At 63.2% G+C, this 12,615-nt stretch carries 13 protein-coding genes, 1 tRNA gene and 3 pseudogenes; 8 read left to right on the forward strand and 9 right to left on the reverse strand.

What is annotated here, in order from left to right; genetic code table 11:
- Nucleotides 1–2: 2 nt before the first annotated feature.
- A complete protein-coding gene (locus AC6I1W_RS11155) occupies nucleotides 3–1,049 on the forward strand; it encodes a carbohydrate ABC transporter permease (protein ID WP_016665894.1) in 1,047 nt (348 codons plus the stop codon).
- Complete coding sequence (locus AC6I1W_RS11160) at nucleotides 1,046–1,924, forward strand: carbohydrate ABC transporter permease (protein ID WP_004808821.1); 879 nt, start codon at nucleotides 1,046–1,048, stop codon at nucleotides 1,922–1,924. Before AC6I1W_RS11155 ends, AC6I1W_RS11160 begins: the two co-directional genes overlap by 4 nt.
- 99 nt (nucleotides 1,925–2,023) lie before the next feature.
- On the opposite strand, the gene AC6I1W_RS11165 is transcribed toward AC6I1W_RS11160, so the two are convergent.
- Entirely contained in the window at nucleotides 2,024–2,590 is a 567-nt protein-coding gene (locus AC6I1W_RS11165; RefSeq protein WP_221268104.1) for a DUF3618 domain-containing protein, read from the reverse strand.
- 83 nt (nucleotides 2,591–2,673) lie between these two features.
- On the opposite strand from AC6I1W_RS11165, the gene bcp reads away from it, so the two are divergent.
- From bcp to AC6I1W_RS11185, 4 genes and pseudogenes are all read left to right on the forward strand, one after another.
- Nucleotides 2,674–3,159 (forward strand): thioredoxin-dependent thiol peroxidase, encoded by a 486-nt coding sequence (gene bcp, locus AC6I1W_RS11170; protein WP_493536890.1) that lies wholly within the window; start codon nucleotides 2,674–2,676, stop codon nucleotides 3,157–3,159.
- Nucleotides 3,160–3,211: 52 nt separating this feature from the next.
- Nucleotides 3,212–3,293: transfer RNA gene (locus AC6I1W_RS11175), tRNA-Leu, on the forward strand.
- Between the two features lie 387 nt (nucleotides 3,294–3,680).
- Nucleotides 3,681–3,884, forward strand: a pseudogene (locus AC6I1W_RS11180) (lyase family protein); the annotation flags it as partial.
- Nucleotides 3,885–5,045, forward strand: coding sequence for a lyase family protein (locus AC6I1W_RS11185; protein WP_270237475.1), 1,161 nt, complete (start codon nucleotides 3,885–3,887; stop codon nucleotides 5,043–5,045).
- Here AC6I1W_RS11185 and AC6I1W_RS11190 read toward each other — a convergent pair.
- On the reverse strand, nucleotides 5,035–5,910 hold the full coding sequence (locus AC6I1W_RS11190) for a MurR/RpiR family transcriptional regulator (protein ID WP_065673696.1): 876 nt from the start codon (nucleotides 5,908–5,910) through the stop codon (nucleotides 5,035–5,037). The two genes, AC6I1W_RS11185 and AC6I1W_RS11190, sit on opposite strands and share 11 nt — an antisense overlap.
- A gap of 75 nt (nucleotides 5,911–5,985) precedes the next feature.
- On the reverse strand, nucleotides 5,986–7,350 hold the full coding sequence (dcuC, locus tag AC6I1W_RS11195; RefSeq protein ID WP_060801722.1) for a C4-dicarboxylate transporter DcuC: 1,365 nt from the start codon (nucleotides 7,348–7,350) through the stop codon (nucleotides 5,986–5,988).
- A gap of 162 nt (nucleotides 7,351–7,512) precedes the next feature.
- Here dcuC and AC6I1W_RS11200 point away from each other — a divergent pair.
- Nucleotides 7,513–7,770 (forward strand): annotated as a pseudogene (locus AC6I1W_RS11200) (hypothetical protein); the annotation flags it as partial.
- 165 nt (nucleotides 7,771–7,935) lie between these two features.
- Here the strand turns inward: AC6I1W_RS11200 and AC6I1W_RS11205 are convergent.
- A complete protein-coding gene (locus tag AC6I1W_RS11205) occupies nucleotides 7,936–8,193 on the reverse strand; it encodes a hypothetical protein (RefSeq protein ID WP_174266623.1) in 258 nt (85 codons plus the stop codon).
- A 33-nt stretch (nucleotides 8,194–8,226) separates the two neighbouring features.
- On the opposite strand from AC6I1W_RS11205, the pseudogene AC6I1W_RS11210 reads away from it, so the two are divergent.
- A pseudogene (locus AC6I1W_RS11210) lies at nucleotides 8,227–8,466 on the forward strand (hypothetical protein); the annotation flags it as partial.
- 54 nt (nucleotides 8,467–8,520) lie between these two features.
- Here AC6I1W_RS11210 and AC6I1W_RS11215 read toward each other — a convergent pair.
- The 5 genes from AC6I1W_RS11215 to AC6I1W_RS11235 are packed head-to-tail and all read right to left on the reverse strand — an operon-like array spanning nucleotide 8,521 to nucleotide 12,613.
- Nucleotides 8,521–9,330, reverse strand: coding sequence for a hypothetical protein (locus AC6I1W_RS11215; protein WP_016665903.1), 810 nt, complete (start codon nucleotides 9,328–9,330; stop codon nucleotides 8,521–8,523).
- Nucleotides 9,327–10,277 (reverse strand): vWA domain-containing protein, encoded by a 951-nt coding sequence (locus AC6I1W_RS11220; protein WP_138237490.1) that lies wholly within the window; start codon nucleotides 10,275–10,277, stop codon nucleotides 9,327–9,329. The genes AC6I1W_RS11215 and AC6I1W_RS11220 overlap by 4 nt, the downstream gene beginning before the upstream one ends.
- On the reverse strand, nucleotides 10,274–11,245 hold the full coding sequence (locus tag AC6I1W_RS11225; protein WP_138237491.1) for a vWA domain-containing protein: 972 nt from the start codon (nucleotides 11,243–11,245) through the stop codon (nucleotides 10,274–10,276). The genes AC6I1W_RS11220 and AC6I1W_RS11225 overlap by 4 nt, the downstream gene beginning before the upstream one ends.
- Nucleotides 11,236–11,742 carry a hypothetical protein gene (locus AC6I1W_RS11230; protein ID WP_016665906.1) on the reverse strand — a complete coding sequence of 169 codons (507 nt, stop codon included), beginning with the start codon at nucleotides 11,740–11,742 and terminating at the stop codon, nucleotides 11,236–11,238. The genes AC6I1W_RS11225 and AC6I1W_RS11230 overlap by 10 nt, the downstream gene beginning before the upstream one ends.
- Nucleotides 11,726–12,613, reverse strand: coding sequence for a DUF58 domain-containing protein (locus AC6I1W_RS11235; protein ID WP_016665907.1), 888 nt, complete (start codon nucleotides 12,611–12,613; stop codon nucleotides 11,726–11,728). The genes AC6I1W_RS11230 and AC6I1W_RS11235 overlap by 17 nt, the downstream gene beginning before the upstream one ends.
- Nucleotides 12,614–12,615: the final 2 nt, after the last annotated feature.

Here is a 12,615-nt window from a genome sequence, read left to right on the forward strand (position 1 = left end):
TCATGACCACTGCAACAGTGGAGAAGACCAACAAACGGTCTTCTCGGGCCAGGACCCAGGAACGCCTGGCCTTAGCTCTCATCACGCCAACCCTCATCGCCCTGACGATCGTCATCGTCATCCCAGTCATCCAATCGGTGAAGCAGGCCCTCTATGGCCAGCCCGGTCTGGATCCCGAAACTGGATTCGTCAACGACACCGAGCCGTTCGTCGGAATGAAGAACTTCACCGACATCTTCACCGGCTCCGGAGATCGATTCTGGAACGCGTTCTGGAACACCACGCTCTTCGGTGTCGTCACGGTCGTTCTCGAGACCATCCTGGGCGTCATCATGGCGCTCATCATGCATCGGGCGATCGCTGGACGAGGCGTCGTCCGAGCCGCCATCCTCGTCCCCTGGGCCATCCCTACAGCGGTCTCCGCCATTTTGTGGGGATGGATCTTCAACCAGAACGGTGTCGCCAACGCCATCCTCGGTCAGCACATCATGTGGGCCTCGGGCAACTGGACGGCCAAGTGGTCGATCATCATCGCCGACGTCTGGAAGACCGCCCCGTACATCGGTCTGTTGACGCTGGCAGGTCTCCAGGTAATTCCCACCGAGGTCTACGAGGCCGCCAAGGTCGATGGCGCCAATGCCTGGAAGAGATTTGTCTCGATCACCTTGCCATTGGTCAAACCGGCCTTGGTCGTCGCCGTGCTGTTCCGGACCCTCGATGCCCTGCGCATGTTCGACCTGCCGTTCATCCTCGTCGGCCCGCGCAGGAAGTCGGTCGAGACGCTGTCGATGCTGGTCCAGGACGAGGCCTCGAACCTGAGGTACGGCGCGGCCGCAGCGTACGCGATCATCCTGTTCCTCTACGTGTTCATCATCGCATTTGCCTTCATCAAGATCCTCGGCGCCGATCTCGTCGGTGACGAGCACAGGCGCAAGAAGATGAAGGCCACCACCTTCGTCAATGGCGGACGCCCTGGTGGACGTCGTGCCCGAGAGAAGGCCAACGCAGCACAAGCCGCAGCTTCGAGTGGCAAGGAGGTGTCGTCATGAGCACCGCTACTGCAACTGCACCGGGAGCCATCGACCAGGAGACCCACCACAAGAACGCCTGGGTCAAGGTACTGCCGGTCATCGGCATCGTCCTCATCGTCGTCTACTGCCTGGCGCCCTTCTACTGGATGGTCGTGTCCTCACTGCGTCCTGACAACGAGATTTTCGACAACACGTGGTGGCCAGCTCACCCGTCGCTGGAGAACTACCAGGCCGTCTTCCAGCCAAACAACAACTTCCTGCGCGGGCTGGGGAACTCGCTCATCGTCTCGATCTCGGTGACGATCATTGCCCTGCTCATCGCCACCTTCGCCTCCTACGCCCTCGCACGGCTGGATTTTCGTGGCAAGGGCGGATTCCTCATCCTCATCATTGCGACGTCGATGTTCCCATTGGTGGCCATCATCGTCCCGTTGCTGAAGAACTTCTCGGCATGGCACTGGATCAACACTTACCAAGCCATGATCATCCCCGATCTGTCCTTCTCACTGCCTCTGGCAGTGTGGAACCTAACGACGTTCTTCAAGCAGATGCCCGACGAGCTGGAGCAAGCCGCGATGATCGATGGCTGCTCTCCCGCCCAGGCATTCCGCAAGATCATCCTGCCGCTGGCTGCCCCCGGCATCTTCACCACGGCGATCATCGTCTTCATCGGTGCGTGGAACGAGTTCCTCGTCGCCGTCACGATGATCAACGACCCGAAGATGGAACCTGCCACGGTGCTGCTGTCGAAGTTCACCGGTGCTTCCCAGTTCAACACCCCGTTCGGTTCCCAGATGGCCGCCGGTGTCATCATGACGGTGCCGCTGGTCATCATGGTGCTGGTCTTCCAGCGCCGGATCGTCGCCGGTCTGGCTGCCGGTGGTCTCAAGTGATGCCTGCTGGACAACATAGTTCGGCCCCGGTCCACGACGGACCGGGGCCGAATTGATACTGGGTCGGTGCGGTCGATCAGCTCATGCCGAACCGATCGATCAAGCAGCACCCTCCTCGCGCTCAGCAGCGGCCTGTGCACGCAGCACGGCAGCCTGCTTCAGCATCTTCTCCGCAAGGTTGCTCACCGACGAGTCATCGGTGTCGAGCTTGCCGTACTTCTTGGCATTCTTCTTACCGAGCTTGGCGTTCCTCTTGGCAGCCTTGGCATCGTCCTTGCGACGCTGCTTGGCCTCCTTGCGAACCCGCTTGGCCTCGGAGAGCTGCAGCTTCTCGAGCTTGCGGCGAGCAGTGGTTCCGGTGGCGCGGCCGACGATCGCGCGCAGCACGATGATGCCGACGATGCCGGCAGCGAGCGCACCCCCGGCAATGCCGATACGATCCAGCCGCCAGCCGTGCTCGCCCTTGACCTGGCCCTTCACCTGCTCGAACTCACCCTGCACGTAGTCACGGGCGCGATCGGTGGCCTCGCGCTTGAGGGTGGCCGGATGCACCTCCTCCACGAGGCTCTCCACCCCGGCCGCCAGACGAGCACGAGTCGCTGCAATGTCCCGCCTGATCTCATCAGCGGAGCGCTCGTCCTTCGCCTTCGACTTGCTATCAGCCATGTGACCCCTCCTGGTGCCGTGTCTGCGCTTTGCGCCGGCGTAGGCGCGGCGCTGGTCTGGCAACAGCCTATATCGTTGAGGTCATGAGCACCCGTCTTGAGCCCGGTAATGCGGCCCCTGATTTCACTCTGCCCGCCGCTGACGGCAATCAGATCACCCTTTCCGACTTCGCTGGCAAGCAAGTCATCGTGTACTTCTACCCCGCAGCCATGACGCCTGGGTGTACCACTCAGGCCGTCGATTTCACGACTCATCTGGACGACTTCGAGGGCGCCGGCTACGAGATACTGGGCATCTCGCCCGACCCGGTTGCCAAGCTCCAGAAATTCGTCGCCAAGGAGTCCCTGACGTTGACCCTGCTCTCCGACGAGGACAAGGACGTCATGACGGCTTACGGCGCTTACGGACCCAAGAACGTCTACGGCAAGGAGATCGTCGGGGTCATCCGTTCCACCTTCGTCGTCGATGTCGGTGCGGACGGTTCGTGCAGGATCGTTGAAGCCCAGTATAATATTCGGGCCAAGGGCCATGTCGACAAGCTCTGCAGGGAGCTCAAGATCGACTGCTGATTCGGGAACACCGAGGGCCTATTGGTGACCCGGGGGCCGCTACGACCCCTATGCCGGAGTGGTGGAATTGGTAGACACGCAGGATTTAGGTTCCTGTGCCTTGTGGTGTGAGGGTTCGAGTCCCTTCTCCGGCACCGTGTGACGAACATCGTCGTCACCACGTCAGGGAACCTCCCCATGGGTATACCCAGCTGTAGGGCCGAGCGTCTCGGCCCCAGGGTCATCCTCCTCACCTCAGTCTGTCAAGACCAATGACCTCACTGATGAGGAAAAGGGGATGATCGCCAGGGGCCGGATGGTCCAGGCTGTCTCCGCCTACCCGAGACGTACCGGCGTCTCGTCAGTAGAGGCGAAAGCAACCATCGATTCATTCCAACCAGGGCTGAGACAGCCCATGGGCCTCCCACGCGACTCCCACATCGGCCAGCGCAACGCACCAATGACGACGAACCGCATGCCCCCATCCCGTCATCGTTGTAAAATAACTTTCAACCTCAGCTAGTTATTAAAGGTGGCAAACAATGGCGTTCGGAGCCTTCGACAACCAGATCACCCGCCGTGGCTACGTCACAGCCCAGATGGACGAGATCTGGTCAGAACGATCGACAGTGCAGAGCTGGTATGACGTCGAGGCTGCACTGGCTCGAGTCCAGACCGCGATCGGCATGATCCCGGAAGGAACCGGGGCTCGTATCACCGAGCAAGCTCAAGCCACCGATGCCGTCATGGAGCAGATCTTCAGCGGGGGGACGGGCAATCCCTTCGCTCTTGGCCTCGACGCGCTGCGCTCCGCCCTTGACGACGACCGCCGTCCCTGGGTCCACTACGGTGCCACTACCCAGGACATCCTTGACACTGCCCGCGGCCTCCAGATCCGGGATTCCCTAGACCTCATCGACGACTGCACTGACAAGCTCCTGACGCGTATCCGTGACCTTGCCGGCGTCCATGCCAAGACCCTCATGGTGGCACGCACCAATGGTCAGCATGCCGTCCCCACCACCCTCGGAATGCGGTTCGCCCGCTGGGCCGCCGATCTCGAACGTTCCCGTGATCGTCTCACTGAGACCCGGCAACGTTGTCTCCTGGTGCAGTTCTCGGGAGCTGCTGGAACCTATGCCTCGATGGGGGAACACGGCACCACCGTCGCCATGGGAGTCGCAAAGGAACTGGGTCTGGTGTGCGAGCTCATCGCCTGGCACGCTTCCCGCGACGGACTCACCGAGCTGGCATGTAACCTTGCCATCCACGCCCAGACCCTCGCGAAGATCGCCGAGGACCTCTACGACATGCAGCGCACCGACTTCCAGGAAGCCGCTGAGCCCCTCGACCCCCATCTGTCCGGGTCGAGCACCATGCCGCAGAAGCGCAACCCTTTCTCCACGATGAAAATCACGGCAGCCGCTCGTTTGGCTGCTGGTGCCGCCGCGACCGTCCTCACCAACCCCCCTGGCGACTTCGAGCGAGACCATCGTCAGCTCGAGGTCGAACGCGACGCCATCCCCCGCATCCTCGCGGCCGTCGACGGAGCGGGACAGAAGCTCCTCAAACTCCTTGACGTGCTCGAGTTCAACACCGGCCAGCTCGACGTCAATGCCCGTCGCGAAGGAGTTCTACTCGTCAGCGAGGGAATCATGATGGAGCTCGCATCGCGGTTGGGTCACGAAGGAGCACACGACCTCCTCCAGGAATTCTCAGCCGCTTATCGAGCTGCCGGAACCAGCCTGCGCGAGTTCGTCGATGCCCGACCAGAGATCGCCGAAAAACTCGATGACATCGACCTTGACAAGTTGTCCGACCCGTCGTCGTACACTGGTCTGTCTGCGGAACTATCACGGCGTGTTGCTGCTGGTCAGCCGCACACTGGAACCGGTGTCACAGAGTGATGAAGACTCCCAGCTCGTCGAAGAGCCCCTGCATCCTCTCGACCCGCGAGCGTTCCATCTCTGGGTCCGCAGGGGCCAAGGCAGCCACCAGCGACTCCAACAGGATGAGATAGCAGGCCCGGGAGCGGAAAGCCGTCGAGGATTCCGATGAGACCAGCAGGACATGATCTGCGTAACGACGCATCGGGGTCGACGAACGGTTCGTCAGCAGGATCGTCGTCATGTCACGCTGATGGAACATCCGCAGGACCGACTCAACCATCCGCGAATGCCGGTCAAATACCGAGGCCAGCAGGATGGCGTTGTCGGGAAGATCGATGAGCTGATGGGCCATCCGATCCGTCGATTCCAACAGGACGACCTCGCGACGGTAGTAGCGCACCAACGTCTGGAAGTAATCGAGCAGCGGATGGCCGCTGGCAGCCGCAACGAGGTAGAGCGGACGTGAATCGTCGCGAAGTACCTCGACGACGCGGTCGAAAGCTTCCCCGTCCATGGAATTGAGGCCGACGTCGATGCTGCGACGAGCAGCATCCATCTTGGAGCGCCACATCGCCCCGGGCTCATTGGTGATGGGACCATTCGTGGTGCGATCGCTGGGAAGATCGAAATTGACGGCCACTTCCTCGCGGAGGCTGCGTGAGAAGTCACGGAAACTGGCGTACCCGAGTTTGCGAACAAAACGGGTCACGGACGCCGTTGACGCACCTGTCGCAGCACTGATCTCGTCAAGGTTCTCCAGAGCCAGATGGGGAAATGAATCTTCAAAATACTGAGCAATGACAGCATCAGTCGGCGTCATTGTCTGCAACTCCCCCAACCGGGCGTACAGGCCGTCGCACGCCGAGCCCGTCGACTCAGCCATCGTCATCTCCTCCGCGGTTGAGAGCATGCTAGGACCGCCGACGCAGCCCTAGCAGCCATGAATATTACCCGTGGATCAGATGAGGATGAGACTTGAGGCCATCATGACGATGAAACCGACGAGCGTCGGGAGCGCAGTCCGCCTCACGACGGCCATCGGGGAGATCCCGGCAGCTCCAGCCACCGTGATGACCACACCCGAGATGGGCGACACCGAGCGGAACAAGCCACCGGCGAACTGCATCGGTGTCACGAGGTTCGTCGCGTTGCCTGACAAGCCGCTGGCGATACCGGAAGCCAGCGATGCGAAGGACGTGAAGGACCCGACGCCAGAACCCGTCAGGAAGGTCACCAGACCGACGACCAGGGTGAACAAGATCGCCATTCCCCACAACGGCAGACCGATCTCGGCCCCACTGACGAGCAACTTGATGACGCCGGCCTGCTTGAGGCCCTCGGCGAAGAGCTGCGCCGTGATGATGAGGGACACCACCTTGGCGAACATGTTGCCCATGCCGACGAACATGGTGTTCGCGTCGGTCAGCACTGCAGAACGGTCATGGTTACGAATGAGCTCGACGATGACGGCAAGCACCCACACCAGCAGGAACGCTGACACCGTCGAGAGCTGGATGGATTTGACAGCAAGCGGACTGAAGACGACCAACAGGATGATCGGCAGGAGCAGGAAGAGGGCGTACCACGTCGGCGCCACGCGGCCCGAGGACTTGTGCTCATCACTGCGTTCTCCGGCCTCGTCCTCACCCTTGCGATCCAGACGGCGCTGGACGAAGAAATGGGTGATGGCAACCGCGATGATTGTCGGAATTGCCACGGGCAGCTGATGCTTGACGAAGTACACCGCAGGAGAGAGACCGACTGTGTGGGCGGCCAGGATCTCGGTTCCAGTGGCCGGTCCGATGGGCATGGCACTCGTCGTCGCAATGACGGCGGCACCGGCCGCCGGGCTCACGCCAGCCGCAACGATGATCGGCATCATGACGACAACCAGCAGCATGGCCAGACCGGCGGCGCTCGGAATGACCATGAACAAGAGCTGTCCGATGACGTAGGCCAGCACGAGGATGAGGTAGGGCTGCTTCAGCTTGGTGATCGGGGTGATGACGAGTCGGACAAGCGCTTCCGTGGCCCCCACCCGATTCATGTATGCCGAGAAACCACCGGCAGCCATGATGATGAGTCCAACGCCAGTGAGCTGATCCTTCGCGATGGATTCGATCATCCCGACGATGTCGAACCAGACGCTGCCAGAACTCTCCTTGCCTTCCAGCAGCGGAACCGAAGGCCTGAGAATCACCCTGATGAGCAGCAGCAACAGTCCGGCTCCAAGCAAAACCAGCACTGGCTTGTATCTCTTGACCAGCAACCAACCGGCCGCAACCGTCACGAGCAGTGCACACACCGCCAGCACAGCTGTCATGATGACTCCTTCGTCAACCCATCACCGTTATGAAACTTTAACTACGTCATCGACGTTGACAGAAACAATACTAACATTGCCTCAGCTGGCGACGCCGCTTTCGATGGCACTGCCGCCTCCTGTGCAGTCCGTGCCCACAGGAACCAACAACAAGGAGCAATGATGCACTCAGCAACCGCGATGCGACGATCACGATCAGCGGTACATGTCCTTATCTGTCTCCTACTCATCGTGGTTGGAGCTGTCGGATCAAGCCTCGTCCAGACTGGCGGCGGCCACATCAGTGTCCAAGGCCTCATGATCCCCGGTAAGGACGGAGCAGTGGCCAGTGCCGATCTTTTCCGACCCGACACCGCAACAGCAGAGCGCAAGGCCCCTCTCATCATCGTGACACCAGGGTTCCAGCGCACCCCGGATTCACCTGGTCACGATGTGTTGGGAGATATTGGATCCATGATGTGTTTTCGTCGAGTTCACACAAACTCTTGCGCTTCCGCGATATCTCGTACCGTCATCGCGTTGGCCACTGTGATGGCCTGCTGGATACCGGCTCCGGCTGCCTTCGGACAACCAACTCCGTCAGCTTCAGCGCCAACGACGGCGGCCGACTGCACCGCTCACAATGGAGTGTGGGTGGTCGTGGACATGCCCGACGAACCCCTCACTGCGGGGTGCGCGCAGCGACCCTCCGACGGCATGGATGCCCTGCACCAGATCGGCGTCGATGTTCGCCAGCCGCCATCCCAGCCCGGCCTCGTCTGCGAGCTCCAGGGCCGTCCCGAGGACGCCTGCTCGCATGGCGGCTATGACAAGTCCACTCGTCAATTCTGGTCGTACTGGCACGCCACCTCCCCCTCGGATCGGTGGACGTTCTCCTCGAAGGGGGCAGCGCAGTATCACCCTGTCGCAGGCTCCGTCGAGGGGTGGAGATGGGGCACCGGGAAAGGGTTCCCTCCTCGACAGATCACCACCGCTCGCAAACCACCCGCCATGCCTCCCGAACGGGGGCACGGATCGGGTCCTCTCACCACCATCGGCGTGATCGTGGCGGTCATCGCCTTGGGTGCAGGGGGGTGGTGGGCACGCCGGAGGCAACCCCGCCAAGACACAGAGTGAGTCTGATGAGCACCGTTCAAGAGAAGGGGCTACGCTCTGGCGACGCCGCAGATCTCACCAACCCTTTCTATCGGGAACTCCACCGGCCGTCCGGAGCGTGGACGCGCTCGGAGTATGCTGGGGCGATCCGTTCTGGTCCTGGCTGCTACGGCGTTGCTCGTTGAGAGCCTGCTGGTTCCTTGCGGACAGATGTTTCTGCCGTTGCTGCTCGGAATCCTTCGTCTTGGGTGGCTCTTTTCCCTGGGACTGTGAGCCCTGCTGTGCCTGATCCATTTCCTGGTCGAGGCGTTTCATGGTGGTGGACTGCTCGGTCTTCTGATCAGCTGAGGTCTGCCGCACGTGCGACTGGGGCGCAGTGGTTCTGCCATGGCACCTGAGCCGTTGCGCAATGTGCTTGGCCTCCCTCAACGTGCCGGCCTTGGCCGTGCCACGGTTGAGGTTCTGCATCGTCGCCGATTCCTCCATCGTCCACACCAGGTTCATGCCCACCCGGCACCTGTACTCCTGTGGTGCCTTGTCGAGTGCCGTGCGAAGGTCATCCTCGGCGTCGGCGTAGTTGCTCTCGGCAGCCCGGCTCGTTCCGCGGTCGTAGCTGGCGATCCACGGTTCGGTGACGTTGAACCTCATGTTCGCCCCGAAGTAGCGCTCGGCCTGGTCGTACTGCTGGGAGGTGAAGGCCCCGCTGCCGAGCCGATCACACACCAAGGTGGCGGCGAGTCGGCACGCGGTGAGCACGAGAACAGCGACGAGCAGCGCCGTCACCCCGACGGTGAGCCGGCGTGCCCGGCGAGCCCGGCTCTGGCTCATCACCTCTCGCCAGGAGCGTCGGGGATCGGTCTGACGTGTGTGGCGAGGGCCTCTCATGGGACGTCCTTTCGTGCCCGGCGCAGTCGGCGGGCGCTCATGGTCAGCTGGACGGCGACGTCGGCCGCAGCGACGAGGCCGAGGATCCACGCCAGGTCCGTGCCCGCGTTCACCTGCTCCTCATGGCTGGTGCGGTTCAGCGATATCTGGGGCGGGGTGAGCGTCCTGCCGGGTGACCGAGCGGCGAACGACAGACCCGCCTGACGAGCGGCGCTGGTCAGCGTGGTGTGGTCGGCGTGGGAGATGGCCGTGCGACCGTGGTAGGTGACGTCGTTGGAGTCGAAGGCCGAGCGGGCCATCGGTGCCCCCTTGGCGGTGCCGTAGCCGTAGACGGCACCGTTGGTCACCAGGGGTTTGAGTGCTGCGAAGGAGCCGGGGGCCTTGGTGGCCGTCTGTTCCCCGTCGCCCAGGTAGAAGACCATCCTGGTGGCCTGAGGCGCCGATTCTCGGGCCTTCTGCAGGGCTTCGACGGCGGCAGGTACCCCCACGCCGATGTCGGTTCCGGTGCCCTTGGTGTCCTCACGCCAGGTGAGGGAGTTCACTGCGGAGACGATCGTGCCGGTGTCGGTGGTCGAGGCCACCGCCACGCGGGCCTCGTTGTCGAAGGTGACAAGCGTGAACCGGGCACCGCTGAAGGCCGAGGCGAGCCGCGCGATGTCGCGAATCGCCCCGGAAAGACGCGTCTTGCTCCCGTGGTCGCGGGCTGCCATCGAGGTGGTCGTGTCGACCATGAGGACGATGTCGGCGTCCACGGTGGAGTTCTCCCGTCCGGACTCACCGATCACGGGGTGCATCCCGATGAGTCCGACGAGCACGGCCAGCACGATGTCCAGCACCATCGTGGCGATCCTGCCGCGGGTGTGACGACTGCGCACCCCGAACCACACGGCGACGACGAGCAGGAGAACGGCAAACCCCACGGTGAGGGGGTGTGGGTGAAAACTCATCGCTCCTCCCGTCGCCGAGCAACCATGGCACCGAGCGCCCCGATACCGACCATGAGCGCCCCCGGCCAGGGCCTGTCGTAGGAGCGGTGGGTAGCCATGGCCATGACCGCCTTCTTGGCCTGTGACTGGATGCGGTGGGCGATGTCTGCCGTATCGGCCTGCCCGTCGGAGGGGATCGTCAGGGTCTGGCCGTGGGTACGCAGTACCTGCTGGTGCAACTCGTCACCGGCCGCTCGGGCATCGAGATCGGTGTTCTCGGGGACGATGCCGAAGACCATGACCTGCCGTCGCACCGCCAGGTCGATGGCCTGGGGCAGGGTGTAGACCGAGGGGCCGGCGTTCATGTTGTCGGTGGCGAGTACGACGTTTCGAGACCGGGGCTGATCGAGCTGGTCGAACCTGCTGAGACAGGAGGCCAGGCCATCACCGACCAGCGACCCGCCCGGACCGTAGCGTACCCCGGAGGGGAGGTCGGCCCGGTCGAGCTGGTCCCTGGCCTGTTTCAACCCAGTCTTGACGATGTCCCGGTCGTGGGTGAGGGGAAACACCGTCACCGACGAGGAGTCGAACATGACGAATCCGATCCGGTCGTCGGTGATGCGATCGGCCAGCTGGATGTAGGTGTTGATGACCTGACGATCCACCCCCTCCATCGAGCCGGACACGTCGAGGCACAGCATGACGTCACGGGTACGTATCTGACGATCGTCATCGTCGATCCCCTGCAATCTGGCGGCCACCAGACCGACTCCACAGGCCGCCACCGCCCAGCACACCACCTCGGCCACCAGGCAGCGAACGCGTCGCCGGGCGTGGTCCTGGTAGGCAGGCAGGGCACGCAGTCGGTCGACATGCGCCACGGGGAGCCGCTCGATGCCCTCGTGACGGCGCAGCACCAGCGCGATGAGAACCGTCACGGCGATCGCGACGACGACGATCGGCCACATCCACCACCACATCAGGTCCATGAGCGCACCGTCCTCACGGCATCGGCCAGCAATTCGTCGGTATCGACGCCGTGGCCCTTCGGGTCGAACTCCACCGCATAGCACCGTTCGACGACCGCGACGACCGGATCGAGCCGCGGGTCCTCCTCGGCATGGCGAGAGAGTTCGTCCAACCCCTCGTAGTCCAGGTCGCTGTCGCAGGCGAGCGCGGCGAACCTGCGCAGGGCCATGCTGATGTCTCGGCACACGGCACGGTCTGGCTCACCACGTCGGCAGGCGTCGGCGGCGGCATCGAGATCTCGTAGTGCCGTGGCACGGATCGTCTCCAGCGTTGCCGGTCCCTCTGCCGTGGCTGCGACGTCGATTCTCGTCAGGACGCGACGACACCCCCACAGCACGGCTGCGGCTGCGACCAGGCAGCCAAGGACCACCCACCACCATCTCGAGTCGTGTGAGACGGGCGGGTACAGGTCCAGCACGGGCAACAGCCCTGGTGAGGCACTAGTGACGGGAGGCATGACGCATCCTCTCGAGGAGTCGGACGATCGCGGCAATCGAGTCGTCCACGTCGGCAACGGACTCGTGGATGATGCCGAGCCGGTCCAGGGTGTGGCCGCGGCGCCTGGCTCGCTCCTGTCGGGCGGCCACGGCCTGCTCACGCACCTGCCGGTCCCGGGCCACGAATCCCGGTACGGGCTGGCCACTTGCCTGGTCACGGGTCGGCACGGCGGCCAGGGCCGGATCGGTGAGGTCGAGATCGGACACCTCGATGGCGAGCACCTCGTGGCGGGCGCACAGACTCGCCAGGGCATCGATGTCTGCAGGACGGGGATCCCAGTCGTCCAGCACGACAACGACGATGCAGCGACGACGCAGCCCCGAGGCGGTCAGGTCGAGCAGCTCCACCAGATCGGGATCGGGTGCCTCCAGACGACATCCGGCGTCGAGCCCGGCGAGCATGTGCTCGATCTGTGTGTCCCGGTACGACGGTCGCGCCACGCTCGGACCGTCCTGACCGGGGGCCACGACGGTGACGTAGTCGCCCTGGTGGCACGCCACCCATGCCAGCACCCCGATCGTGGCAAGCACCACGTCGATCTTGGAGTGGGTGAGCGTGGCGGCACTGGCCAGCGACCCACCGGTCGGCACGACGAACGCGAGGGTGTGCCTGCGCTCGGCCCGGTAACTCTTGATGAGCAGCTCCCCGGCACGCGCCGAGGACTTCCAGTCGATGTCCTTGACGTCGTCGCCGGGCACATAGGAGCGCAGATCGTCGAAGTCCATGCTGCGCCCCGTGGTCATCGACGCGTACTGACCGTCGAGCAGACCCATGACCAGACGTCTCGGGTACAGCCCCAGACGTCCTTGGACAGCTGTGAGGTACGCCATGG

This window comes from Cutibacterium sp. KB22876 (assembly GCF_059728865.1).